At 65.7% G+C, this 26,166-nt stretch carries 23 protein-coding genes; 17 read left to right on the forward strand and 6 right to left on the reverse strand.

Going from position 1 to position 26,166, the window contains the following annotated elements:
* Nucleotides 1-37 precede the first annotated feature (37 nt).
* The 15 genes from RJ527_11395 (at nucleotide 38) to RJ527_11465 (ending at nucleotide 21,785) form a co-directional block, all read left to right on the forward strand.
* Nucleotides 38-862 (forward strand): methyltransferase domain-containing protein, encoded by an 825-nt coding sequence (locus tag RJ527_11395; protein WND74645.1) that lies wholly within the window; start codon nucleotides 38-40, stop codon nucleotides 860-862.
* 114 nt (nucleotides 863-976) lie between these two features.
* Nucleotides 977-1,807 (forward strand): IclR family transcriptional regulator C-terminal domain-containing protein, encoded by an 831-nt coding sequence (locus RJ527_11400; protein WND74646.1) that lies wholly within the window; start codon nucleotides 977-979, stop codon nucleotides 1,805-1,807.
* A gap of 239 nt (nucleotides 1,808-2,046) precedes the next feature.
* Nucleotides 2,047-3,864 carry a glyoxylate carboligase gene (gene gcl / locus RJ527_11405; GenBank protein ID WND74647.1) on the forward strand — a complete coding sequence of 606 codons (1,818 nt, stop codon included), beginning with the start codon at nucleotides 2,047-2,049 and terminating at the stop codon, nucleotides 3,862-3,864.
* Between the two features lie 116 nt (nucleotides 3,865-3,980).
* A complete protein-coding gene (gene hyi, locus RJ527_11410) occupies nucleotides 3,981-4,775 on the forward strand; it encodes a hydroxypyruvate isomerase (protein WND74648.1) in 795 nt (264 codons plus the stop codon).
* A 120-nt stretch (nucleotides 4,776-4,895) separates the two neighbouring features.
* A complete protein-coding gene (locus RJ527_11415; protein ID WND74649.1) occupies nucleotides 4,896-5,780 on the forward strand; it encodes a 2-hydroxy-3-oxopropionate reductase in 885 nt (294 codons plus the stop codon).
* Nucleotides 5,781-5,882: 102 nt separating this feature from the next.
* Entirely contained in the window at nucleotides 5,883-7,370 is a 1,488-nt protein-coding gene (locus tag RJ527_11420; protein WND74650.1) for an FAD-linked oxidase C-terminal domain-containing protein, read from the forward strand.
* Nucleotides 7,371-7,380: 10 nt separating this feature from the next.
* Entirely contained in the window at nucleotides 7,381-8,607 is a 1,227-nt protein-coding gene (gene glcE / locus RJ527_11425; protein WND74651.1) for a glycolate oxidase subunit GlcE, read from the forward strand.
* Between the two features lie 19 nt (nucleotides 8,608-8,626).
* Entirely contained in the window at nucleotides 8,627-9,919 is a 1,293-nt protein-coding gene (gene glcF / locus RJ527_11430) for a glycolate oxidase subunit GlcF (protein WND74652.1), read from the forward strand.
* Between the two features lie 211 nt (nucleotides 9,920-10,130).
* A complete protein-coding gene (locus tag RJ527_11435) occupies nucleotides 10,131-10,712 on the forward strand; it encodes a hypothetical protein (GenBank protein WND74653.1) in 582 nt (193 codons plus the stop codon).
* Nucleotides 10,713-10,795: 83 nt separating this feature from the next.
* Nucleotides 10,796-11,332, forward strand: a complete 537-nt coding sequence (locus RJ527_11440; protein WND74654.1) for a tetratricopeptide repeat protein — start codon at nucleotides 10,796-10,798, stop codon at nucleotides 11,330-11,332.
* 1 nt (nucleotide 11,333) lies between these two features.
* On the forward strand, nucleotides 11,334-12,749 hold the full coding sequence (locus RJ527_11445; GenBank protein ID WND74655.1) for an FAD-linked oxidase C-terminal domain-containing protein: 1,416 nt from the start codon (nucleotides 11,334-11,336) through the stop codon (nucleotides 12,747-12,749).
* 100 nt (nucleotides 12,750-12,849) lie between these two features.
* Nucleotides 12,850-14,121: a glycerate kinase gene (locus tag RJ527_11450; GenBank protein WND74656.1), complete on the forward strand. Its 1,272-nt coding sequence runs from the start codon at nucleotides 12,850-12,852 to the stop codon at nucleotides 14,119-14,121.
* A gap of 72 nt (nucleotides 14,122-14,193) precedes the next feature.
* Nucleotides 14,194-16,917 (forward strand): HAD-IC family P-type ATPase, encoded by a 2,724-nt coding sequence (locus tag RJ527_11455; protein WND74657.1) that lies wholly within the window; start codon nucleotides 14,194-14,196, stop codon nucleotides 16,915-16,917.
* Between the two features lie 107 nt (nucleotides 16,918-17,024).
* Entirely contained in the window at nucleotides 17,025-20,552 is a 3,528-nt protein-coding gene (locus RJ527_11460; GenBank protein WND74658.1) for an AsmA family protein, read from the forward strand.
* 276 nt (nucleotides 20,553-20,828) lie between these two features.
* The gene (locus RJ527_11465) at nucleotides 20,829-21,785 is read left to right on the forward strand and encodes a hypothetical protein (GenBank protein WND74659.1); all 957 of its coding nucleotides are present in this window, start codon (nucleotides 20,829-20,831) and stop codon (nucleotides 21,783-21,785) included.
* 187 nt (nucleotides 21,786-21,972) lie between these two features.
* Here RJ527_11465 and RJ527_11470 read toward each other — a convergent pair whose 3' ends face one another.
* On the reverse strand, nucleotides 21,973-22,215 hold the full coding sequence (locus tag RJ527_11470) for a ribbon-helix-helix domain-containing protein (protein WND74660.1): 243 nt from the start codon (nucleotides 22,213-22,215) through the stop codon (nucleotides 21,973-21,975).
* 94 nt (nucleotides 22,216-22,309) lie between these two features.
* Between RJ527_11470 and RJ527_11475 the strand changes: the two genes are divergently transcribed.
* On the forward strand, nucleotides 22,310-22,945 hold the full coding sequence (locus RJ527_11475) for a glutathione S-transferase family protein (protein ID WND74661.1): 636 nt from the start codon (nucleotides 22,310-22,312) through the stop codon (nucleotides 22,943-22,945).
* Nucleotides 22,946-23,050: 105 nt separating this feature from the next.
* Nucleotides 23,051-23,536 (forward strand): VOC family protein, encoded by a 486-nt coding sequence (locus RJ527_11480; GenBank protein ID WND74662.1) that lies wholly within the window; start codon nucleotides 23,051-23,053, stop codon nucleotides 23,534-23,536.
* Here RJ527_11480 and RJ527_11485 read toward each other — a convergent pair.
* From RJ527_11485 to RJ527_11505, 5 genes are read right to left on the reverse strand one after another with little or no spacing between them, the layout of a single operon-like run.
* Nucleotides 23,533-23,949, reverse strand: a complete 417-nt coding sequence (locus RJ527_11485; GenBank protein ID WND74663.1) for a VOC family protein — start codon at nucleotides 23,947-23,949, stop codon at nucleotides 23,533-23,535. The genes RJ527_11480 and RJ527_11485 overlap by 4 nt on opposite strands.
* Before the next feature lie 13 nt (nucleotides 23,950-23,962).
* Nucleotides 23,963-24,592, reverse strand: a complete 630-nt coding sequence (locus RJ527_11490; GenBank protein ID WND74664.1) for an alpha/beta fold hydrolase — start codon at nucleotides 24,590-24,592, stop codon at nucleotides 23,963-23,965.
* On the reverse strand, nucleotides 24,589-25,035 hold the full coding sequence (locus RJ527_11495; protein WND74665.1) for a GNAT family N-acetyltransferase: 447 nt from the start codon (nucleotides 25,033-25,035) through the stop codon (nucleotides 24,589-24,591). Before RJ527_11495 ends, RJ527_11490 begins: the two co-directional genes overlap by 4 nt.
* Complete coding sequence (locus RJ527_11500; GenBank protein ID WND74666.1) at nucleotides 25,032-25,772, reverse strand: SDR family oxidoreductase; 741 nt, start codon at nucleotides 25,770-25,772, stop codon at nucleotides 25,032-25,034. Before RJ527_11500 ends, RJ527_11495 begins: the two co-directional genes overlap by 4 nt.
* Entirely contained in the window at nucleotides 25,769-26,143 is a 375-nt protein-coding gene (locus tag RJ527_11505; protein ID WND74667.1) for a glyoxalase superfamily protein, read from the reverse strand. Before RJ527_11505 ends, RJ527_11500 begins: the two co-directional genes overlap by 4 nt.
* Nucleotides 26,144-26,166 lie beyond the last annotated feature (23 nt).

Genomic DNA, 26,166 nt, shown 5'->3' on the forward strand with positions numbered 1-26,166 from the left:
TGTTGCCCGATAAATTAGGAAAAGCTGAATCGCATCCATGACCGCAGACAAAGTCGCCGCCCATTACACCCACGGAACCTTGATGGACGCCATCCTGGCCAAGCTGGCCGAGGCGGGGATCGCCCTGGACGGCCTGACGGCCCAGGATCTGGCGCCGATGGATCATCTGCACGGGCGCGGGCGCGAGGCGACGGACGAGATGATTACACGCCTACGGCCCGTTGCGGGGCAGAAGGTTATCGACATCGGCTGCGGCGTGGGCGGGCCGGCGCGCTATCTGGCCGCCACGGCGGGGGCACGGGTCAGCGGCATCGACCTGACCCCGGAATTCATCGCCGTCGCGGAGCAACTGGCGGCGATGACCGGGCTGTCCGGCCAGACCGAGTTTCGGGTCGGCGACGCGCTTGCCCTGCCGTTCGATGATGCCGCCTTCGATGCCGGCTATACCCAGAACGTGTCCATGAGCGTGCCCGACAAGGCGCGTTTCTTCGCCGAGGCCGCCAGGGTTTTGAAACCCGGGGCGCGTTTCGTCGCGGGCGAAGTCGCCCAGGGCCCCGGTGGCGACGTGATCTACCCCGTGCCCTGGGCCATGACGGCCGACATCAGCCACCTGACGACGCCCGAGGAAACGGCGGCGATTTTGGAAGGTGCGGGGTTCCGGGTCGAGGCGGTGCACGATTCCACGGATCTGGCCCTGGCCTACAACGAAGCGGCCCGCGCACGGGCCCGGGACCAGGGGCCGCCGGTCCTCAGCCCGCTGGTGATCCTGCGCGAGAACGCCTTGGAGCGCATGCGCAATTCCGCCCGCAACGTGGCGCAGGGCCGCGCCGTCCCGGTGGAGTTCGTCTGCATTCGGCCTTGACTTTTCGACCCTGGAACGCAACCTTTTTGGAAATCGTTCCGTATCGTGAAATTTCGCCCTGAAGGGCGCGGACGATGCGGAGCCCACGAACCAAGAAACGCAGGGAAGAAAAACATGGCCGATACCGCCACCCCCCCCCCACGAACCCGGGGCCGCACCCGCACCCGGTCGCGCGAGGATACCGGGGGACAGGTTCAGTCCCTCGCCCGCGCCATTTCCATTCTCAAGGCCCTGGCCCGGTCCGAGGACGGCATGACCTTGACCGACGTGGCGCTGACCGTCGTCCTGCCGCCGTCGACCACGCACCGGCTGCTGACCACCATGCAGCACGACCGCATCGTGCGCTTCGATCAGGCGACGGCGCTGTGGCATGTGGGGGTCGAGGCCTTCGTGATCGGCAACGCCTTCATCCGGTCGCGCGATCTGGTGGTCATGGCGCGCCCCATCATGCGCCGTCTGATGGAGGAAACGGGCGAGACCGTGAAATTGGGGATCCAGGACGACGGCGAGGTCATCTATCTGGCCCAGGTTGAAAGCCGGGAAACCATGCGCGCCTACCGCGCGCCCGGCACCCGCGTGCCCATGCATTGCTCCGGTGTGGGCAAGGTGCTGCTCGCCAATCAGTCCGAGGAAGAGGTCAACCGCATCCTGCAACGCCACGGCCTGTCCAAGGTCACCGACAAGACCCTGGCGACGCCTGTGCGGTTCCGTGACGCGCTTGGCCAGATCCGGCGTCAGGGCTATGCCATCGACGACGAGGAGCATGCCGTTGGCCTGCGCTGCATCGCCGCCGCCGTGTTCAACGAGCACGACGAGCCGATCGCCGCCATCTCCGTCTCCGGCCCCTCGGCGCGCATTTCCGACGAGAAGATCGCCGGTCTGGCCGGCCTGGTGACCCGTGCCGCCAAGAGCATTGCCAGCGAACTCGGCAGCCGCGAGCCCTGACCGGGCGGACACGCCATTCCTTCCTTTAATGAGACTTCGCCGCGGCGCCCGTCGCCGGCGGAATGCGTTTGCGTGCGGTGATGAATCGGCATTTTTCCAAAATTGAATATTAGTTAATTATTTGATTTTAAATATAAAAATGACTCATTCTCGAAATACGGAATAATTTCCAAAATGGTTGCCCAGGGTCCGCCCGACTGTCACCCTTAAGGCTGGTTCTTAGCAGGGAGGTGACGGCCATGGCACGCATGACGGCAGCGGAAGCAGCGGTCCGGGTACTTGAAAAGGAAGGCGTTCACGCCGCCTTCGGGGTGCCCGGTGCGGCCATCAACCCGTTCTACGCGGCGATGAAAAAGCGCGGCTCCATCGACCACGTGCTGGCGCGGCACGTCGAAGGGGCGTCCCACATGGCCGAGGGCTATACCCGGGCCAAGGCGGGCAACATCGGGGTTTGCATCGGCACCTCGGGCCCGGCGGGTACGGACATGATCACCGGCCTCTATTCCGCCCAGGCGGACAGCATCCCGATCCTCTGCATCACCGGACAGGCGCCCCGCGACAAGCTGTACAAGGAAGATTTCCAGGCGGTGGATATCGAATCCATCGCCAAGCCGGTGACCAAGTGGGCGGTCACCGTGCGCGAACCGGCCCTGGTGCCGCGCGTGTTCCAGAAGGCGTTCCACCTGATGCGCTCGTCCCGGCCCGGTCCGGTGCTGATCGACCTGCCGATCGACGTGCAGTTGGCGGAAATCGAATTCGACGCCGACACTTACGAGCCCCTGCCCGTGTTCAAGCCCGAAGCCTCACGCCGCCAGATCGACAAGGCCATGGCCATGCTGGCGGCGGCCGAGCGCCCGGTGATCGTGGCCGGCGGCGGCATCATCAACGCCGACGCCCAGGACCTTTTGGTCGAGTTCGCCGAACTGGCCGGCATTCCGGTGATCCCGACCCTGATGGGTTGGGGCGCCATCGCCGACGACCATCCCCTGATGGCCGGCATGGTCGGGTTGCAGACCGCCCACCGCTACGGCAACAAGTCGTTTTTGCGGTCCGATTTCGTGCTCGGCATCGGCAACCGTTGGGCCAACCGGCATACGGGGTCCGTCGCCGTCTACACCAAGGGCCGCACCTTCGTGCACGTGGATATCGAGCCGACCCAGATCGGCCGGGTGTTCGAACCGGATTACGGCATCGTGTCCGACGCCGGGGCGGCGCTCGCCCTGTTCGTGCAGGCGGCGCGCGAGATGAAGGAAGACGGCAGTCTGCCCGACTGGTCCGGCTGGGCCGGCGAATGCGCCCACCGCAAGGAAGTGATGCAGCGCAAGTCCCACTTCGACCAGGTGCCCTTGAAGCCGCAGCGCGTCTATCAGGAAATGAAGGAGGCCTTCGGCCGCGACGTCTGCTACGTCACCACCATCGGCCTCAGCCAGATCGCCGCCGCGCAGTTCCTCAACGTCTACGGGGCGCGCAACTGGATCAACTGCGGCCAAGCCGGCCCCCTGGGTTGGACCCTGCCGGCCGCGCTGGGTGCCCGCAAGGCCTGCCCGGACAAGGAAATCGTCGCCGTATCCGGCGATTACGACTTCCAGTTCCTGATCGAGGAGCTGGCCGTCGGCGCCCAGTTCAACCTGCCCTACATCCATGTGGTGCTGAACAATTCCTACCTCGGCCTGATCCGCCAGGCGCAGCGCGGATTCGACATGGACTACAACGTCCAATTGTCGTTCGCGAACGTGAACGCACCGGACCTGGGAGATTACGGCGTCGACCATGTCGCCGTGGCCGAAGGGCTCGGCTGCAAGGCGATCCGCGTGCGCAGCCCCAACGAGTTCAAGGAAGCCTTTGCCAAGGCGCAGGCCCTGATGAAGGAACACCAGGTGCCCGTGGTCCTGGAATTCATCCTGGAGCGCGTCACCAACGTGGCCATGGGCATGGAAATCGATGCCGTCAACGAGTTCGAGGAAATCCTTTGCCTGGATCCGACCCTGGATCCGGACGGCCTGCCCGACCCCGAGGCCGCCGCCGCAACGCAGCGGGACATGATTCCCGCCGAATGAGGTCCCTGCGAGGAGGGCGGGAGGCGCCTTTGACCGGAACCCACTTCCGGTTGCTTCCCGCCCGACCTCGCCGCTACCCTCGCCGCCAATGATCACACCATCGCAGGAGACACCCCATGCCCCGTTTCAACGCCAACATCACCATGCTGTTCCAGGACCTGGATTTCATGGATCGGTTCCAGGCGGCCGCCAAGGCTGGGTTCAAGGGCGTGGAATACCTGTTCCCCTACGACTACAAGGCGGCCGACCTGGTCGACGCGCTGACATCCAACGGCCTGACCCAGGTGCTGCACAACCTGCCGGCCGGCGATTGGGCTAAGGGTGAACGGGGTCTCGCCAGCCTGCCCGACCGGAAAAGCGAATTCCAGGACAGCGTCGGCCTCGCCATCGATTACGCGACGGCGCTGGGCTGTCCCCAGGTCAACTGCCTGGCCGGTATTCCCGGCGACGGCGTGGCCCCGGAAAAGGCGTTCGAAACCTTCGTCGAGAACCTGGAATTCGCGGCCCCCCGGTTCGACGACGCCGGCATCAAGCTTCTGGTCGAGGCCATCAACACCCGCGACATTCCGGGATTTTTCCTCAACACCTCGGCCCAGGCCGAAGCGGTGATGGAGGCCGTCGGCCACGACAACCTGTATTTCCAATACGACGCCTATCACATGCAGATCATGGAAGGCGATTTGTGCCGCACGGTCGAACGGCTGTTGCCGCGCATCCCCCACATCCAGATCGCCGACAACCCGGGCCGCCACGAACCGGGCACGGGCGAAATCAACTACCCGCACTTCTTCGCCCACTTGGACGCCATCGGCTACAAAGGCTGGGTCGGCTGTGAATACGTGCCCTTGACCACAACGGTCGAAGGCCTGGGCTGGCTGCGCGCCGCCGAGGCATCAAGCAAGGCCGCCTGATCTTTTCCCGGCTGGCGGAAAAATCCCGGTTGCCCCATTGGTTTTTGCCGCAATCGCGGTAAAACGTCTGCAATCATTCAACTTACGCAAAACCAATCCACCCAGGAGGGGACATCAACCATGGCTACCATCGGATTCATCGGTCTCGGCATCATGGGCGCACCCATGGCGGCCCACCTTCAGAAAGCCGGCCACAAGATCGTGGCGTTGAAGCGCAAAAAGCCCATGCCGAAGGACCTTGCCAAGGGCGGCGCCGTGTTCGCCGCGACGCCCAAGGACGTGGCCGCAAAGGCCGAGGTCATCATCACCATGGTGCCGGACACCCCCCAGGTCGAAGAGGTCCTGTTCGGCAAGGACGGCGTGGCGTCCGCCAATTTGAAGGGCAAGCTGGTCATCGACATGTCCTCGATCGCGCCGCTCGCGACCAAGGAATTCGCCAAGAAGATCAAGAAGGCGGGGGCCGGTTGGGTCGACGCCCCCGTGTCGGGCGGCGAGGTGGGCGCCAAGAACGCGGCCCTGACCATCATGTGCGGCGGATCGAAAAAGGATTTCGACCGGGCCAAACCGCTGTTCGAACTGATGGGCAAGAACATCACCCTGGTCGGCGGCGCCGGCGACGGGCAGACCTGCAAGGTCGCCAACCAGATCATCGTGGCGCTGAACATCGAGGCCGTGTCCGAAGCCCTTCTGTTCGCGTCCAAGGCCGGGGCCGATCCCGCCAAGGTGCGCGAAGCCCTGATGGGCGGTTTCGCCAATTCGAAGATTTTGGAAGTCCATGCGGAGCGCATGATCAAGCGCACCTTCAACCCGGGCTTCCGCATCGAGCTGCACCAGAAGGACCTGAACCTGGCGCTGTCCGGGGCCAAGGACATGGGCATTTCCCTGCCCAACACGGCGACGGCGCAGGAACTGTTCAATTCCTGCACGGCCCACGGCGGCGCCGGCTGGGACCATTCGGCCATGGTGCGGGCACTCGAAATCATGGCCAAACACGAGGTCAAGTAGGCTCCCGTCCGCGGCCCCTGTTGCCGGGGCGGACAAAAGACATACAATGCGGGAAAGCGGCGCCCCGATAGGGGGCCGCCGCCATTGGGAGCACAGCGTCCTATGCAGATGCCGGAACCGGATCAAGGCGTCATCGACCGGCGGGCCGAGATCATCGCCGCCATGCGCGCCATCGTGCCCGGCGAGGGCGTGATTGCCGACGACGCCATGCTCAAGGCCTTCGAATGCGACGGCCTGATGGCCTACCGGCAGTTGCCGCTCATCGTCGTGCTGCCGGAAACCACGGCCCAGGTCTCCGATATCCTGAAATACTGCCATGCCAACGGCGTGAAGATCGTGCCGCGGGGGGCGGGCACGGGGCTGTCCGGTGGCGCCCTGCCGTTGGCCGACGCCATCACCCTGGGATTGTCCAAATTCAACCGGGTGCTCGACATCGACTATGCCAACCGCTGCGCGGTGGTGCAGCCGGGCGTGACCAACCTGGGCGTCACCAAGGCGGTTGAAGGCGATGGCTTCTATTACGCGCCGGACCCGTCGTCGCAGATCGCGTGCTCCATCGGCGGCAACATCGCCGAGAACTCCGGCGGCGTGCACTGCCTGAAATACGGCCTGACGACCAACAACGTGCTGGGCGTGGAAATGGTGCTGATGGACGGCACGGTGCTGCGCCTGGGCGGCAAGCATCTGGACCCGGGGGGCTATGATTTGCTGGGTGTGCTGACGGGCTCCGAAGGGCTGCTCGGCGTCATTACCGAGGTCACCGTGCGCATATTGAAAAAGCCCGAGACGGCGCGCGCCGTGCTGCTTGGTTTCAACTCGTCGGAAGAAGGCGGCGATTGCGTCGCCGCCATCATCAACGCCGGGATCATCCCGGGCGGGATCGAGATGATGGACAAGCCGGCCATCCACGCGACGGAGGAATTCGTCCATGCGGGCTATCCCATGGATGTGGAAGCGCTGTTGATCGTCGAACTGGACGGCCCCAAGGTCGAGGTCGACTACCTGATCGACCGGGTCGGCGAAATCGCCAAGGGGCAGGGGGCGATCTATTCCCGCATCAGCGAGACGGAGGAAGAACGCGCCGCCTTCTGGTCCGGGCGCAAGAACGCCTTTCCGGCGGTCGGGCGTCTGTCGCCGGACTATCTCTGCATGGACGGCACGATCCCCCGGAAAAAGCTCGGCCTGGTCCTGCAACGGATGGCGGAGATGTCCGGCAAATACGGCCTGCGCGTTGCCAACGTGTTCCACGCCGGCGACGGCAACCTGCATCCCCTCATCATGTTCGACGCCAACCAACCGGGCGAACTGGACCGGGCCGAGGAATTCGGCGCGGATATCCTGAAACTTTGTGTCGAGGTCGGCGGCGTGCTGTCCGGCGAACACGGCATCGGCGTGGAAAAGCGCGACCTGATGGGCGAGATGTTCACGGAAGACGACCTGAAGCAGCAGCAGCGGGTCAAATGCGCCTTCGACCCGGACCACCACCTCAACCCGGGCAAGGTCTTTCCCACGCTTCACCGCTGCGCCGAATTGGGCCGCATGCATATCTCGCGGGGCCAGGTGCCGTTCCCCGACATTCCCCGATTCTGATCTCTCCATCATGATCGAAATTCTCAAGCCGGATACCGCCGACCAGGTTCTCGACGCCGTCAAATGGGCGCTCTCGGAAGCAATCCCGCTGGACGTTCGCGGATCGGGCTCGAAATCCGGGTTCGGCCGCCCCGTGCAGGTGGGCCGGGTGCTCGATCTCTCGAACCTGTCCGGCATCAGCGACTACGATCCGGGCGAACTGGTTCTGACCGCCGGGCCCGCGACCTCCATGTTCGAGATCGAAAAGGTCCTGGCCGGGGCCAACCAGGAACTGGCGTTCGAGCCCATGGACTTAGGATCCCTTTACGGCCTGGGTGAGGGGACGGGCACGCTCGGCGGGGTGATCGCCGCCAACCTGTCCGGCCCCCGGCGCATCAAGGCGGGGGCGGCGCGCGACCATTTCCTGGGCTTTCAGGGCGTGTCCGGCCGGGGCGAGGTGTTCAAGTCCGGCGGCAAGGTGATGAAGAACGTCACGGGCTTCGATCTCTCGAAACTGATGGCCGGCTCCTTCGGCACCCTCGCCGTGATGACCCAGGTCTCCGTGAAGGTGCTGCCGCGCCCGGAAAAGACGCGCACGGTCCTGCTCATGGGGGCCGACGACATCCATGCGGTCGCGGCGCTGTGCGATGCCCTGGGCTCCAGCCATGAGGTCGCCGGCGCGGCCCATCTGCCGGCATCCGTCGCCGCGCGCTCCGGCGTCGGCTATGTGTCCGGCGCGGGGGCCGCCGTCACCGCCGTGCGTGTCGAAGGGCCCGGGCCCAGCGTCGAACATCGCTGCAATTCCCTGCGCGACCTGTTCGCTCCCTTCGGCGCGGTCGAGGAACTGCATTCCATGAACTCCGCCGCCTTCTGGCGCGAGGTCCGCGACGCGGCGGCCTTCACCGGCGACTGGCAGGACTACCAGGTCTGGCGCGTCAGCGTGCCGCCCACGGCGGGTCCGACGGTGGGCCAGCACCTGCGCGCGCGCCTGGGCGGCGAGGTCTATTACGACTGGGGCGGGGGGCTGATCTGGTTCGCGCTCGACGCCCGCGCCGACGCCGGGGCGGCGGACATCCGCCGGGTCATCAGGGATTGCGGCGGTCACGCGACCCTGGTCCGGGCATCCGCCGACGTGCGCCAGGCGGTCGCGGTGTTCCAGCCGCAGCCGGGCCCGCTGGCCGATCTTTCAAAACGGGTGAAGGAAGCCTTCGATCCCGAGGGCATCCTCAACCCCGGCCGCATGACAGCGGGCGTATAGGGGCAGGGACGGAAAAGCGATGCAAACCACCTTCACCCTGGCGCAACTGGCCGATCCGCACATCCAGCAGGCCAACGACATCTTGCGCAAATGCGTGCATTGCGGCTTCTGCACGGCGACCTGTCCGACCTATGTTCTGCTGGGCGACGAGTTGGACAGCCCGCGCGGGCGCATTTACCTGATCAAGGGATTGCTGGAAGAGGGCGCCAAGCCGACCGAGCAGCACGTCACGCACATCGACCGCTGCCTGACCTGCCTGTCCTGCATGACGACCTGCCCCGCCAGCGTCGATTACATGCATCTGGTCGATGACGCGCGGGCCAAGATCGAACGGGAATACAAACGCCCCCTGATGGATCGGCTGTTGCGCGGCCTGCTGCCCCTGGTTCTGCCGTATCCCGACCGCTTCCGCGTCATGCTGTTGGGCGCCTGGCTGGCGCGGCCCTTGGCGCGGGTGATGCCGGGGCGGCTCGGCGCCATGCTGGGGCTCACGCCCAAGCGCATCCATCCGCCGACGGACATGGACCGGCCCCAGGTGTTCAAGGCCGAGGGGGTGATGAGAAAGCGCGTGGCGTTGATGACCGGCTGCGCCCAGAAGGTGCTGAACCCGGCCATCAACGAGGCGACCGTGCGGCTTCTCACCCGCCACGGCTGCGAGGTCGTGATCGCCGACGGGCAGGGCTGCTGTGGTGCCCTGGTCCATCACATGGGCAAGGAAGCCCAGAGCCACGCCCAGGCCCAGGCCAATATCGAGGCCTGGGAGAAGGCCGAGGCGGCGCACGGGCAGGTCGACGCCATCGTTATCAACGCGTCGGGCTGCGGCACGACGGTGAAGGATTACGGCTGGATGCTGCGCCGCGACGATGCCTGGGCCGCCCGCGCCAAGGCGATTTCCGGCAAGACCCGCGACGTCACCGAAGTGATGATGGACCTGGGCCTGAACGCGGCCATGATCGACGGGGACAGGCCCGTCGTCGCCTATCATTCCGCCTGTTCCATGCAGCATGGCCAGAAGCTGACCAAGCCGCCCAAGGACCTGCTGGCCCAGGCCGGGTTTGAGGTACGGGAGCCCGCCGAAGGCCATCTGTGCTGCGGTTCCGCCGGCACCTACAACATGATGCAGCCGGAAATCTCGGGCCGCCTCAAGGCGCGCAAGGCCGCCAACATGAAGCGCACGGGCGCCCAGGTCATGGCGACGGGCAACATCGGCTGCATGGTTCAGCTTGAGGACGCCGTCGGCATGCCCGTGGTCCATACGGTGGAACTACTCGACTGGGCGACCGGTGGGCCGAAGCCCGCCGGACTCGAATAAAGCCGCACCGGCGGCTGTCGCGATTCGGCAATATTCCGGTCATCGAATTCAGCCACAATTGTAAGCTTGCGGATCGGCAGGGCCGCGGCGGCGCCTGAGTCGCACTTAGTGCGTTAGTTATATCGCACCATGTGCGGGTTTTATGGTATGCTCGCCGCATCGCCGCCGCGAAACGCGTCGCGGGGCCTGCAACGCAGGAAGGAGCCGTCGCATGACATCGATCACGCGGATCCTGGGGCGGGCGGTGCTTCTCGGAAGCCTCGCCCTGGTCCTCACCCTCCGTCCCGCCGCCGATGCGCGGGCGAATTCCACCCTGGACTGGCTGGCCGGTGAGCCGGTGACGCTCATGGATTTAGGCATCATCCGGCTCAAGCAGGATTTGCTTCAGGTCGGCCAGCGGCTTTTGGAGGTCGGCTTCCTGCCCGTGGCGCCGACCACCGGGGCCTATTTCGATTGGCGGGACAAGAAGATCACCGTGTTCCTGACGGCGCGCGAACGCTTCGCCCAACCGTCCGAAGGCATGTGCCTGGAGCTGTTCGCGCGGGTCGCCAAGGGTCTGGCGTCGCGCAGCCGCGGCCACCAGGGCGATCCGGGCTGGTATCTGGAGGAAATCTTCACCCACGACGGCTGGGGCAACTTCACCCGACCGACGCGAATGCGCGAAGACCTTTTGCAAACCGTGCAGTTGGAGGTCACCCTGCTGCCGCCCCGGCCCATGGGGCCGGAACGCACGCTGCATTGTTCGGGCCGCCTGGACACGGAACCGCACGAGGTTTCGGTCACCATCTCCTGACGGGCTTGTGAGCGGCGGAACCCTTGGCGTTATGCCCGCGAAGGCGTAATCTTTTTGTCATGGTTACGTGGAAACACATCCTCATGGCGGCGCTTCTTGCCGCCGTCCTGGCTGCGCCGCAGGCGCGGGCGGATCAGACCGATCCGGTTCTGGACGCCCTGTTCGCGGCCCTGACGGCGACCAAGAACCCGGAAGAAGCGCATCAGATCGAAACCCGCATCTGGCAGACCTGGGCGGTCAGCGGCCAGGAACTGGTCGACAGCGCCATGGCCCGGGGCGTCATTGCCATGAACAGGGGCGCCCTCGATACCTCGTTGAAATACTTCAACGACGTCATCAGCCTGGCGCCCAAGCATGCCGAAGGCTGGAACAAGCGCGCGACGGTGAATTTCCTCATGGGCAAATATCCGGAATCCGTGCTCGACATTCAGCGCACCCTGGAGCTGGAGCCCCGCCACTTCGGCGCGCTGTCCGGCCTGGGCTTGATCTACGCGGAAATGGGGCGCAAAAAGGCGGCGATCCGCGCCATGGAAAAGGCGTTGGCCATCAACCCGCATATGGACGCCATCCGCGGCCAGTTGCAGGACCTGAAGACCGAAGTATCAGGGAAACCCATTTGACATGACGACACCACGGGCAACGGCGGCGACGCAGCCGTCAGGCGCGGTCGATGCGGGCCTGCTCGATCTGCTGGCGCAGATCGTCGGCGCGGAGAACCTGTCCACCGCCGCCGCCGTGCGCGAACAGCATGGCCGCGACGAATCCTATCATCCCTCGGCCCCGCCCGACGCCGTCGTCTATTGCACGGAAACGGACCAGGTCGCGGCCGTGGTCCGGGCCTGCGCCGAACGCGGCGTGCCGGTCATTCCCTTCGGCACGGGCACCTCGCTGGAAGGCCATGTCGCGGCCTTGTCCGGCGGTATCTGCATCGATCTGTCGCGCATGGACAAAATCCTCACCGTCAATGCCGAGGACATGGACGTCACGGTCCAGGCCGGCGTGCGCCGCAAGGCCCTCAACGACTATCTGCGCGACACGGGTCTGTTCTTTCCCATCGATCCGGGGGCCGATGCGTCGCTTGGCGGCATGACCGCGACACGGGCCAGCGGCACGAATGCCGTCAGGTATGGCACCATGCGGGAAAACGTTCTCAGCCTGACCGTGGTCATGGCCGACGGGCGGGTGATCCGCACGGCACGCCGGGCGCGCAAGTCGTCGGCGGGATACGACCTGACGCGCCTGTTCGTGGGCTCGGAAGGGACGCTTGGCGTGATTACCGAAGTGACCTTGCGCCTTTACGGCATTCCGGAAGCCGTGGTGGCCGCCGTCTGTCCGTTCCCCGACCTGGAAAGCGCCGTGAACACGGTGATCCTGACGATCCAGTCCGGCATCCCCGTGGCCCGCATCGAACTTCTGGACGAAGCGCAGATGGATGCGGTGAACAAATATTCCAAGCTCGATTACGCGGTGAAGCCGACCCTGTTCTTCGAATTCCACGGCAGTGATGCCGGGGTGCGCGAACAGGTCGAAAACGTGAAGGCCATCGCCGCCGACTTCGGCGCCGACGATTTCCAGTGGGCGACCAAGGCAGAGGACCGCAACAAGCTGTGGCAGGCCCGCCACGACGCCTATTATGCGGCCATCGCGCTGCGTCCCGGCTGCCGGGGCATCGCCACCGACGTCTGCGTGCCGATTTCGAAACTGGCGGAATGCATCCTGGAAACCCGCAAGGATATCGACGCGTCGGGCCTGTGCGCGCCCATCGTCGGCCATGTCGGCGACGGCAATTTCCACATCGTGTTCGTGGTCGACCCGGACAACGCGGACGAGATGGCCCGCGCCGAATCGGTCAACGAACGCATGGTCATGCGCGCCATCGCCATGGACGGCACCTGCACGGGCGAACACGGCGTCGGCTACGGCAAGATCGACTTCCTGACCGCCGAACACGGCGAGGCCCTGGTCGCCATGCGCGCCGTCAAACAGGCCCTCGACCCCCAGAACATCATGAACCCGGGCAAGATCGTCCGCGTTTAGGCCCTGGATTTCCCCGCGATGTGGAAAAACCCGGATTGCGGGGCCCCGGGCCTTGGCTTTCGCCCCAGGGTGACGTAACCAGGACCATTATTGGGAGGCTATGATCTTGGACCCGGAAACCCTGCTTCGCGACATGTTCGCCGCCGCCGTTGCGGCGGCCCAACCTGAAAAGCGCATCCCTCATTTCCTGCCGGAGCCGCCCAAGGGCGGGCGCACCTTGGTGATCGGGGCGGGTAAGGCCTCGGCCGCCATGGCCCGGGCGTTCGAGGACCATTGGCCGGGTGACCTGTCGGGCCTGATCGTCACCCGCTACGGCTATGACGTGCCCTGCAAGCGCATCGAAACGGTCGAGGCCGCCCATCCCGTGCCCGATGCCGCGGGCGAGGCGGCGGCCCGGCGCATGTTGGACATGGTCAAGGGACTTAAGGAAGAAGACCTGGTGGTCTGCCTGATTTCCGGCGGCGGCTCGGCGTTGCTGTCCGCCCCGGGCGCCGGTCTGACCTTGGCCGACAAGCAGGCCGTGAACCGCGAACTGCTGCGCTGCGGCGCCACGATCCACGAGATGAACTGCCTGCGCAAACACCTGTCCGCGGTGAAGGGCGGCCGTCTCGCCGCCGCCGCCGCGCCGGCCCGCATCGTCAACCTGCTGATTTCCGACGTGCCGGGGGATGACCCGGCGGTCATCGCCTCGGGTCCGACGGTGCCGGACCCGACCACCTTCGACGACGCGCGGGCCATCGTCGCCAAATACGGCATCAAGCTGCCGGCGGCGGTTCAGGCCCTGCTGGACGCGGGGGCGGAGGAAACGCCCAAGCCCGATGATCCTATCTTCAAGCGGGTGGAAACCCATCTGATCGCCCTGCCGCAGGCCAGTTTGGAAGCCGCCGCCGAGATCGCCCGCGTCGCCGGCGTGACGCCGATCATCCTGGGCGACGCATTGGAAGGCGAGGCGCGGGACCTGGGCGTCGCGCACGCGCAGCTTGCCCGCGATACCTTGGCGGGCAAGGGGCCCGCACAGGGGCCTTGCGTGCTGTTGTCGGGCGGCGAGACCACGGTGACCATCCGCGGCGACGGCGGGCGCGGCGGGCGCAACACGGAATACCTGCTGGGCATGGCGGTGGCGCTCGACGGGGCGGACCATATCCACGCCATCGCCTGCGATACCGACGGGGTGGACGGTTCGGAAGACAACGCGGGCGCGGTGATCGGCCCGGACAGTCTGGCCCGGGCCACGGCGGCGGGCCTGGATGCGCGGGTATTGCTCGACACCAACGACGCCTATGGGTTTTTCCAGGGGATCGGCGACCTTGTCGAATGCGGGCCGACCTTGACCAACGTCAATGACTTCCGGGCGGTATTGGTGCTGCCCTAGACATCGCCGGTTCCACCGTTCGAAACGTTCGGGGGCGGCGTCGGCACGAACAAGGCAGGCGAGACGCCCCCGATGAATAACGGCCCCCTTCCGACGCCCCAGGCTTGGCACACCTTGTCTTGGAACGCGGTTGCCCGCGCGTTGGACAGCGATCCTGAAACCGGGCTGAGTGACCGTGAGGCGGCCGAGCGCCTGCGCCGTTACGGATCGAACGACCTGCCCCGGCCCCGGCCGCCCGGCCTTTTGACGCTGTATCTGCGGCAATTCGTCAATCCGCTGATCTACCTGCTGGCCGCGGCGGCGGTCGTCTCCGTTGCCATCGGCGAGGCCTCGGACGCGCTGTTCATCTTCGCCGTGCTACAGGTTAACGCCCTGATCGGCACCTATCAGGAATACCGCGCGCAAAAAAGCGCGCTCGCCCTCGACAGCCTGATCCGCGACCGGGCAACGGTTCTGCGCGGCGGCGCGGTTCATACGGTGGACGGCCGCGACCTGGTGCCGGGCGATGTGATCCGCCTGGAATCCGGCAGCCATGTTCCGGCCGACCTGCGTTTGGTGCAGGCCGATGCGCTGTTGGTCGATGAATCACTGCTGACCGGCGAATCGCAGGCCGTGGTCAAGGACGCGGCGGCGACCGTGGCGGACCAGGCCATGATCGGCGACCGCGTCACCATGCTGCATGCGGCGACGGTGGTGGTCAGCGGCCGCGCGCTTGGCATCGTCACCGATACCGGAACGCAGACGGCGCTGGGCCGGATCGCGGAACAACTGGTGGGCCGCGACGCGGCGCCGCCGCCGCTGGTCGTGCGCCTGGAACGTTTCACCCGCATGTTGGGGATCGTCGTGGTCGTGGCCATCGCGCTTTTGGCCGTGGCGATGGTGCTCAAGGGGGCGCCGGCGGTCGAAATCTTCCTGGTCGCCGTGGCGCTTGCCGTCGCCGCCCTGCCCGAGGGCCTGCCCGTGGCGATCACCGTGGCGCTGTCCGTCGGCTGCCATCGCATGGCCGAGAAAAACGTGATCGTGCGCTCCTTGCCGGCGGTCGAGGGCTTGGGGGCCTGTACCCTGATCGCCAGCGACAAGACGGGCACCATGACCTGCAACGCCTTGACGGTGAAACGCCTGATGGTGCCGGGCCTGGGTGACTTCCATGTGACCGGCGAGGGTTATAACGACGACGGCGCGGTGACCGCCGCCAGCGGCGCCATGAGCGACGCCGACTGGCACGGCCTGCGCCGTCTGGCCGAGGCGGCGGCGTTGTGTAACGAGGCCGAACTGGTCCGCCGGGACGGCCATTGGCATCATCTCGGCGATACCGTGGACGTGGCCTTTCTGGCGCTGGCGGCCAAGGCCGGGCTGACCCGGCCCGGGCTGCTCGCCCGCTTGCCGCAGGAAGCCGCCATCGCCTACGAGCCGGCGCGGCGTTACGCCGCGTCCTTCCACCGCACGGAGGACGGACTCTGGGCCTATGCCAAAGGAGCGTTCGAGGTCATCTTGCCGTTTTGCCGGGATGCCGATCGGGACGAACTGACGCGCCAAGCCGAAGCCCTGGCGGCCGAGGGCTTTCGCGTATTGGCCGTGGCCGCGGGCCGGGTGGCCGCGCCGGTCGACGATTTGGCCGAGGCGGCGGACCTGGAATTCCTTGGCTTCGTCGGCCTGATCGATCCCCTGCGCCCGGAATCCCGGGGCGCGGTGGATCGCTGCCGCCGGTCGGGCATCGACGTGCGCATGGTCACCGGCGACCATCCGGCAACGGCGCTTGCGATTGCCCGCGACGTCGGCATCGCGATGGCGGGGGAGGGGGCCGTGACCGGTCTGGACCTACAGGCCTTGGCGGACGACCCGGCGGCCTTCGCCCGCGCCGTCGCCGAAGCCCCCGTGTTCGCGCGGGTCGATCCTCTGCAAAAGCTGGAGATCGTCAAGGCGTTGCGGGCCCAGGGGCATTTCGTCGCGGTGACCGGCGACGGCGTGAACGACGCGCCGGCGCTTAACGCCGCCGACATCGGCGTCGCCATGGGCGCCGGCGGCACGGACGTGGCGCGCGACACGGCGGACCTGATCCTGACCGACGACAACTTCGCGTCCATCGTCAACGGGGTGGAGCAAGGCCGCATCGCCTACGATAACGTGCGCAAGGTGGTCTATCTGCTGGTCTCGACGGGGGCGGCCGAGGTCGCGCTGTTCTTTTTCGCCTTCCTGGGCGGGTTGCCGCTGCCGCTTTACGCCGTGCAGTTGCTTTGGCTCAACCTGGTGACCCAGGGCCTGCAGCATACGGCGCTGGCCTTCGAGGGGGCGGAGCCGGGCCTGCTTGATCGCGCCCCCCGACCGCCGAACCAGCCGGTCTTCGATCGGGTGATGATCTCGGAAACGGTCGTCTCGGGCCTGTTCATGGGCGCGGTCGGCTATCTGTTCTTTGCCTGGATGCTGGACCAGGGCTGGGCAGAGCATCAGGCGCGCAACGCGCTTTTGCTGTTGCTGGTTCTGTTCGAGAACGCCCATGTCTTCAATTGCCGGTCGGAATCGCGGTCCATCTTCCGCGTGCCGCTGTCGGCCAACTGGTTGTTGGTCGGCGCGGTCATCGTCAGCCAGGGCGCCCATATTCTGGCCATGCATCTGCCCGGGTTCAGTTCGGTGCTGCGGGTCGAGGCCGTGGACATCGAAACCTGGCTGCTTGTCGCGGTCATCGCGGCCTCGGTGATCCTGACGATGGAGCTGTTCAAAGTCATCCAGAGGATGATCTTCCCGACGCCCGGCGGTGGCGGAAAAATACGGCGAAACGGCAATTTTCCACGAAAATAGGCCCGTTCGGCCTATGGCAATGGTGGATTGTTCGCCCTACACTCTGCACTGAACGGCCCCGCGGGACGGGGTGTGAGTCACCAGCGAACACATATGGGATCCGCCCGTTGAAGAAAATCGCCATCGGTTTTTCGGTCTTTTTCGCGCTCGTCGTCGGCGTGCTGCTGATCGGCCCAAGCCTGATCGATTGGAACAACTATACGGACGATATCGCCGATCAGGTTGAAAAGGTGACCGGGCGTAAGGTCGTCATCGGTGGCCCCGTGTCCGTCCAGGTTCTGCCGCGCCCGCGCCTGCATGTCGCCGACGTTCATCTTGCCAATATCGGGGGCTCCACGGATGCCCGCATGGCGTCCTTCGAATCTCTGGAGGTCCGGGTCGCGGCGATGGCGCTGCTGGGCGGCAAGATGCGGGTCGAAACCGTCAAGCTGGTCCGCCCGACGGTTCTGCTGGAGCGTCTTGCCGATGGTCGCGTGAACTGGGATTTCAGCAAGCCCGTTCCGGCGAAGGACAGCCGCACCCCCCAACCGACCGCGGCCGATAAACCCACCCCTGACGCCGGCGTCGGAACGGCGGGTTCCGGCATTGCCGTGGATAATTTCACGGTCGAGGGCGGGACCATCGTCTACCGCGACCTTCAGCGCGGCCGGGAAGAGGTGATCACCGGGATTGACGCCCGCATCGCCGCCGCCAGCCTGAACGGACCTGTGGAAAGCGACGGCGCGCTGACCCTGGCCGGGCACCGTCTCGCCTATTCTCTGAACGTCGCCGAGATCGTCCAGGGCCGCACGATCCCCTTGGTGTTCAGCCTGAAACTGGGCAGCGACACGGTGATCAAGGTCGATGGCGGCGTCGTGAACGTGCCCGAAAAGCCGAGGTTGCGCGCCAAGGTCACGGGCAGCGGTTCGAACGTCGCCGAAGCCATCGCGGCGACCGGCGGGTTCGCCGACCTGCCCGTCAATCTGGCGAAACCGTTCACCATTTTGGGAAATCTGGATGCCAGTGTCGACGGCGGCCGTGTCGAGGGCTTGGAAATCAAGCTCGACAACATGGAGTTCCATGTATCTGCGGATGTCGCGACCGGCGACAAGACCGTGGCGTCCTTGTCCGTCAAATCGGGCTGGGTCGATCTCGACGCCCTGCTTGCCCCGGCCCCGGCCCCGGCTCCGGTCAAGGCCGACGAGGTCGCCAAGCCGGGCGACCTGAAGAAGACGGCGACGGCGAAACCCGCGGCTCCGGCGAAGCAGGCCAAGCCAGCGGCGGGCTTTGTCCTGCCGAAGGACATTCAGGCCAACTTGTCGGTGCAGATCGATTCCCTGGTGCTGCGCGGCAAGCCGCTGGAAGGAGTGAGCCTGAGCGCCGACCTGGCCAATGGCGAATTGACCCTCAACCAGGCGACGGCGCAGCTGCCCGGCGACGCCGACGTGGGGCTGTTCGGGTTTCTCAGCGCACGCGACGGCAAGCTCCGGTTCGAGGGCCAGATCGAAACCCGGGCCAAGGATTTGGGGCCCGTGCTGGCCTGGGCCGTGCCGGGCGTGGCCGTGCCCGACGCCGCGCTCAAGGATTTCAGTTTCAAGACCCCCTTGGTCATTGATGGAAATTATGCGCAGTTGACGGGCATCGCCGCCACGGCGGGCGGCACCAAGGTGACGGGGGCGGTGACGTTCGCCATGCAGGCGCGGCCGTCGTTCGGCGCCAACCTGGAATTGGACAAGATCAATCTGGATGCCCTGATGGCGCCCGCATCTTCGGCGAAGAGCGGCAGGGACAAGGCCCCCGCCGATACGGCGGTAGGCGGGAGTGCTCCTGCGACGACCGCTGCCACGGCGCCGGCCGTCGATCTGTTCGCGCCACTGAAGCCCCTGACGACCTTCGACGCCAACGTGAAGCTTGCCATCGGGTCGGCGGTGGTGCGCGGCCAGACGGCGCGGAATATTACGCTCGACGCGACCCTGGCGCGCGGCGACCTGACATTGCGCGCCTTGAAGATCGGCAATTTCGCGGGTCTGAGCGCCGGCGTGACCGGCGGGCTTGCCGGGCTCGACGGCATTCCCACGGCCAAGGATCTGAAAATCACCGCCAACACCAAGGATGCAGGGCCCTTGGCCAAGGCGCTGGCCTTGGATCTGCCGGTGTCGCCGGAAGCCCTGGGGGCGGTGTCCGTCAATGCAACGGTATCGGGCAGCCTGTTGTCGCCATCGGTGACCGCCAATCTGGGCGCCATGGGTGGGGCTGTCGGGCTGCGCGGGGCCTTGCCGGTCCTGGCCCTGGCGGGGCAGGACCTGCGGCTGGGCCTGTCCGTCCAGCATGGCGATCTGGCGGGTCTGCTGCGCCGCTTCGGCGTGGATTATCGGCCCCAAGGCAAGGTCGGCGGGTTCGATCTGACGGCCCAGGTCACGGGCAATCCAAAATCCATCCGCGTCGACAATATCGCGGGCAAGGTCGGCCCCGTGACGGCGGCGGGCAGCCTGTCCCTCGCCCTCGAGGGCGCCAAACCCAAGGCGATCGTCAATCTGGCGCTCGGCCCGGTCGACGTCACGCCGTTCCTGCCGGCCAAGCGCGCGGCGAGCCTGCTGGACCGGGGCTGGGGGATCACCCGCGCCCCGGCCGCCTGGGCCGGGCCGGGCGGCGGCAATCCGCTGCTGTCGGCAGCGGCGGTCAGTTCCCGCTGGTCCAAGGCGCCTATAGATCTTGCAGCCTTGAACGCCCTCGATGCGGCGGTCACGGTCACGTCGCCCAAGGTGACGGTCGAGGGGGCCGTTCTGGAAAACGCCGACCTGGGGGCCGCCGTCGATGGCGGTGTGCTGACGGTCGAACGCCTGACCGGCCGGTTGTTCGGCGGCATGCTGACGGCCAAGGCGACGGCCACGGCCGCCGGGCAGATGAGCGCCGCCGGCCAGATCGCCGGCGCGGACCTGAGCAAGGCGGGCCAAGCCCTGGGCAGCGTCGCGGCGGGCAAGATCAACGCCGATTTCGATATTACGGCCCGGGGCCGGTCGGAGGCCCAGATCATTTCTTCCCTTGGCGGCAAACTGAACTTTTCCGGCCGCGATCTGGACGCAGAAGCGCTCAGCGGTTCGGCCGAGGCCGGGTTTGGTCTGGGCGGCGTGGTGCTGGCGCTCAACCAGTTGGGGGGTGTTCTTGGCGGCCCGAAACAGGGCAAGGGCCTTGCCGACGTGGACGCCGCGTTCACGATCTCTGGCGGTGTCGCGACGTCGAATCAATTGAAGGCGGTGACCAACGTGGGCGTCGCCAGCGGTTCCGGCAGCGTCGATCTGGCGGCTTGGACGGTCGATATTTCGGGCGCCATCCAGCCGGCCCCCAATCTGTTGTCGGCGGTGCTGTCGATCACCACGCGCAAGGGCGTGAACGTGCCGTTCACGGTAACCGGGAAGCTGGACGCACCGCGCATCAAGGTCGATACGGCGTCGCTCGGGACCGGCGGGGTTCCCGTGCCGGGTCTCGACAAGCTGTTGAAGAAGAAGGGCGTCGGCGACGTGCTTCAGGGCATCCTGGGCGGCGGCCAACAGCAGCAGCCAGCGCAACCGCAAGCGGAGCAACCAGCGACGCAGACCGAGGAAAAGAAGAAGGTCACGCCACAGGATTTGCTGCGCGGCATCCTCGGAAAGTTTTAGTACGATCTTCGGGATAGCGACATGAATCGGCAGGCCCAATTGTCCCGACTGGTCGACGGCTTGGGTCTGGTTCTCAGCATCGGCGCCGTTTTGGCGCTGTTGTATTATTGGGATCCGACGCGGGTGGCGATCAAGCGTCTAGCCCCGGGCGCCGATGCCCGGTTTGAGGTCATCCCGGCGGACATGGCCGCACTGCCCGTATCGGAATGGCTGACCGTTGGCGATGCCGATGCGGTCCGCCAGCGGCGCGCCCGCCTGACGGCACGGATATTCAAGATGCCCGATCTGCCCCGTGACCTGATGCCGCAGCGGGTGATGCGCGACGTCGAGAAAACCCCTGGGCCGCATCATGAATGTCTGTCACCGACTGGTCCGGCTGTCGTGCGTCTGTTGTCGCGGACCGACACGATCATCATGCGTGCCCTTGCCTGTGAGGCGGCCTATTACAGGGATTGGCGAAATCTTGCCGGGATTGACGAACTGACCGGCTACCTGAGCAAAAATTGGCGGCCCTATTCCATTGCCTATTTTCGGCCGAAAATCTCCAACGGGCGCCTGATCCTTTATCAGCAAGGGCTGGCCGCGACCTATCATGATCAGCACCGGATGATCGAAGCATGGGTTGAAGACGGCTATACCGTTGCCGCGATGAACATGCCGGGGTACGGCGACAATACCTGTTACGACTGGCGGCGATATTGCGGCGGGCCATTGATGGACGCCCGCTTTGCGACGGACTTGGGCGCGGCCTTCCTGCCGCCGGTGATCGCCGTGAATTACGCCCTGGCGCAGCACCCGTTCAACCGGATAGCCATGATCGGTGTTTCGTCGGGGGCTTGGATCACCTTGGTCAGCGCTGCCATTGACCCGCGCATCGATGCCAGTTTTCCCGTGGCCGGGGTGTTGCCGCTTGCCTTGCTTAGGGGCAAGGAGGAAAGTGCGCGGGAAATCGTCGAGGGCTTGGCGGACATTAGCGGGGTGCTTGATCTCGCCGTCATGGGGGCGGATCGCCCGGGACGTCGCCAGGTGCAGATATTCAATCGTTTCGACCGCTGTTGTTTCTATGGCCCGCGTCCGACCTTGTACGCCGGTCTGCTTGCGGAAACCGCCCGGAACCTGGGCGGCCATCATCAGGTGTTGTTTGACGAAACCCATGCCCGGCACAAGATTTCCGGCTGGGCGGTGAAACGCATTATGGAAGCCATCAACGGCGACGGAAAGGTGCAGCCATGAGAAGGGCCGCGCGGATCGGTATCTTCGTTGCGCTTATGGCCCTGGCCGTCGCCGCTGGTTTGTGGTGGGACGGCGGCGCCTGGCAATATGGCGATATGCCGACGCGGGGATTGGTGCGGGTCGCAGGGTTTACCCTTGCGGCGTTGGGTTGTTTCGGGATGTCTGCCTGGCTGCGCTGGCGCCGGCGCTAATTCCGCAGGGTCTGCAACACGAAAACGCGGACAGCGCTGGACAAATTTCCCGTGCGCCCGGCATCGATCTCGGTGACCAGGGCGTTGACGGATACCTCCCGTGCGGCGGCGATCTCCTTGAGGGCCTCCCAGAACACATCCTCCAGGGTCAGGCTGGTGTGATGGCCGGCGACCAGAATCGAGCGCTTGGCCAAGCGGGTGAGATCGCGGCGGGATTGGGAAGACGGGGTCTTGGTCATCGGCGTAACGTGCTTTTCCCTTGCCAGTATGAGCCCCTCGCGGCACTCTTTTCGCGTTAAACACGAAAAAAAGTTTCCCGAGGAGGCCGCTTCAATGTCGGATCTGACGATCTACGGTACCACGATCAGCCCCTTCACCCGAACGGTGCGCATGTGCCTGGAGGAGAAGGAGGAAACCTATCGTATCTACGAATACATGCCCGGCTCCGACGAGCAAAAGCAGGAGCATCCCTTCGGCAAGGTGCCGGCGATCCGCGATGCCGACCTCCACCTGTATGAAACCCTCGCGATCTGCGTCTACATCGACGAGGAATATACCTCGGATCCGCAGCTTCAGCCGCGTGACGCCGTGGAAAAGGCGGACATGTTCCAGCGCATCAGTCTGTACCTGGACGAAGGCTATCCCAATCTGTTCAAGGGTCTGCTCTTTCCGCGCCTGATCGCCCCCATGCAGGGCAAGCGGGCCGACGAAAGCGATGTTCAAGCTTATCTGCCGAAGATCGAAAAGTACCTTTCCGTTGCCGACAAGGAACTGCGCGGTCAGCGGTGGATGGTCGGTGAGGACATGACCCTGGCCGACCTGTTCCTGGCCCCCGCCATCTATTACGTGAAGATGACGCCCGAGGGGCAGAAGCTGCTGTCCGGTCTGGAAAATTTGTCGGCCTGGTATACGAACATGACGACGGTCCAGAGCTTCCGCGATACGGCGCCGAAACTGCCCGGAAAGTAGACGGCCCTCGCCTGCCGATAGATCGGTTGTCATAATTCGATCACTTGAAAGCCTTGTCGGGATGATTTATGTTCCCTTTTTGTTCTTAATCAGGGAAGGATTGTCATGGTCAAACCGATTCCCGACGGCTACACCGCCGTCACGCCCTACATCATCGTCGACGGCGCGGCCCGGGCCATCGAATTTTACAAAAAGGCCTTCGGCGCGGTCGAAGTCATGCGCCTGCCCATGCCGGGGACGGACCGCCTCGGCCATGCGGAGATCACCATCGGCGGCGCGCATATCATGATGTCCGACGCCAGCCCGCAATGGGGCACCAAGGACCCGAAAGCCCTGGGCGGCGTCAGCGGGTCGATCTCCCTTTACGTGAGCGATGCGGATGCGGCCTTCGCCCGCGCCGTGGCGGCCGGCGCCACACCCAAGATGCCCGTGGCGGATATGTTCTGGGGCGACCGTATGGGCAGCGTCGAAGACCCGTTCGGCCATCAGTGGAGCCTGCTGACCCACACCCGCGACCTGACGGAAGCGGAAATCCAGAAAGGCTTCGAGGAAGCCATGGCGGCCGGCGGCATGTGCCCGGAGCAGGATTAGGCGTTCGGAATCACGACCTCGATGGTCACGCCCTCGGGACCGGCGCAGAAAATCTGCTGCGCCGCCCCGTTCGGCAATTCACGCGCCGTGTGGTCGATGCCGTGGGCCGTCAGGCGCGCGATCAGGCCGGCCGCATCCGTGCCCTTGAAGGCCAGATGGTCGACCACGCCGGTGCCCTCTTGGGCGGCATTGCCCTGACCGGCGCCGTGGCCGACGACGTAATTGCGTTCCCGGTCGCCGGGAACCAAATGCACGACGGCGCCCGATCCCTCCGTGCCGTAGAGCCAATATCCGGGAAACGGGAAGTTGGGCCGGTCGCCGACCGTCAGGCCGATGACCTCGACGAAGAAGTCGCGCATGGCGTCCATGTCCCTGGCGCGGATATTGAAGTGGTCGAGGCCGGAAATGGTCATGGCGGGGCTCCCGTCAAAGATTGGCGCAGAACGCCTGGATGGCGTCGAGCGCGGTATCCCAGTTCTGGGCTTCCGTTCTACCCGACGCCTTGCGCGGTTTGAAGCCGTGATCGCCGTCGGCCAGCCATTCCAGCCGGATCGCCTTTGACAGGGGATAGGCGGGGATCTCGTCGGCCGTGCCGAAGGGGTCGCGCGTCCCCTGGCAGATCAGGGTCGGCGTCTTCAGGCTTTCCAGATGCGCCGTGCGCAGCTTTTCCGGCTTGCCTGGCGGGTGGAACGGGTAGCCCAGGCAGACCACGCCGCGCACCGGGTTTCCTTCGGATTCCAGGTCGGCCGCGACCATGGAGGCCATGCGACCGCCCATGGACTTGCCGCCGATGACCAGGTTGCCCGGGCCGATCTCGCCGATCACCTCCCGCCAGCATTCCAGCAGCACCCGGGCCGGATTGGGCGGGCGTTTTTTGCCGTCGTCGCGGCGCTGCGCCATATAGGGAAATTCGAATCGCGCGCAACGCAACCCGCGCGCCGCCAAGCCTTCGGCGAAGGCCTCCATGAACGGACTGTCCATGGGCGCCCCGGCGCCATGGGCCAGGGCGACGGTCAGGGGGGCCGATTTGGGGCCGGTGAAGACGATCTTGGTCATGGGGGCGACAGTTTCTTCCGCAACAGGGCCGCCTGCGCCACGTCCGCATAGCCCAGGCGGGCGTAGAAGGCCCGGGCGTCGGCCCGGGTCAGCGTGGTGTGGAGGGCGACGGAGGTGAGACCCCGTGCCCGCGCCCAGGCTTCCGCCCGGTCCATGAGGGTGCTGCCGATGCCGGCGCCGCGCGCCCGAGTATCGACCACCAGGGACTGGATGACCGCTTCCACGGGCTTTTCCAGGGCCGGGCGGGCGAACACATGCACCAACCCCAACAACAGCCCGCCTTGTTCGGCGACCAGGACCGCATGGTCCGGATTGCCCGCCACGATGCCGAAACGCGCCGTCAGATCGTCCACCGCGATGTCATAGCCCAATTGCGCCATCAGGCTCCGTGCGACGCCCAGGTCGGCGGCGTCCATGGCGCGGATGATGACGCCGCATTTCAAGGCTTGCCGCCCGACACCCGCAGATTGGCGCAGGAAATGTAGGACGCTTCGTCCGACAGCAGGAACAGGATGGCCTGGGCGATCTCCTCCGGCTTGCCGGCGCGGCCGAGCGGCGTGGCCGGTGCCCGCTTGGCGAGGCCGTCGCGGGTCATGTCCGTTTCCGTCAAGCCGGGGGCCACCGTGTTGACGCGGATGCCCTGGCGGACGACCTCCTGGGCAAGCCCGGTCGAGAAGCTGTTCACAGCACCCTTGGATGCGGCATAAAGCACGCCGCCGCCGGGCGCGCCGATGACGGCGGCACCGGAGGAAATATTGACGATGGCGCCGCCCGCCCCACCATTGTCGGTGGACATGCGCTTGATCGCCTGCTGCGCGCAGAGGAACAGGCCCAGCACGTTGACCTCCAGCACCCGGCGGATGTCGTCGGCGGTCAGGTCCTTGACCGGCCCGCGCGGCCCGTGGATGCCGGCGTTGCTGACCAGGCCGGTGACGGTGCCGAGTTCCTTGTCCACGGTCTCGAACAGGCGGATGACATCGGCCTCGACGCTGGTGTCGGCGGCGACGGCGATGGCCTTGCCCCCGGCATCGGTGATTTCCTTGACCACGGCGTCAGCGGCCGTCTTGTCGGAGACATAGTTGACGCAGACCGTGTGCCCGGCCTTGGCGGCGAGGACCGCCGCCGCGCGGCCGATGCCGCGGCTGGCGCCGGTGATGATGGTGATTTTTTCGCTGCTCATTGTGTTTTGGTTTCCTCCCAAAAGCGTAGCCGGTTGGCGAAGGGGTCCGTGACCTCCATCACCATCCCGCCCCAGGGTGCCGGGTTCAGGCCCGGACGGTTGAAGGGGTAATCCTTTCCGGCAAGTGCGCGATGGTAGTCCGCCAGTCCCGTCGTGGCGACGAAGACGGTCGCGCCCGGCGTGCAGTCGCCGTGGTGTTCCGACAGGTGCAATTTCATGCCGCTCCGGGATATCTGTATGTACAGCGGCGTACCGTCCTCGAAGCGATGGCGCCAATCAATTTGAAACCCAAGGAAGTCCCGGTAGAACGCCAGGGCCTTGGGCTCGTCGAAGATGCGCAAGATCGGGACCGCGAAAAGCTGTTCTGTCATGGCAGGTTATCCGGAAGCGCGGC

The organism is Thalassospiraceae bacterium LMO-SO8 (genome assembly GCA_031655335.1).
Classification (GTDB): domain Bacteria; phylum Pseudomonadota; class Alphaproteobacteria; order Rhodospirillales; family Casp-alpha2; genus UBA1479.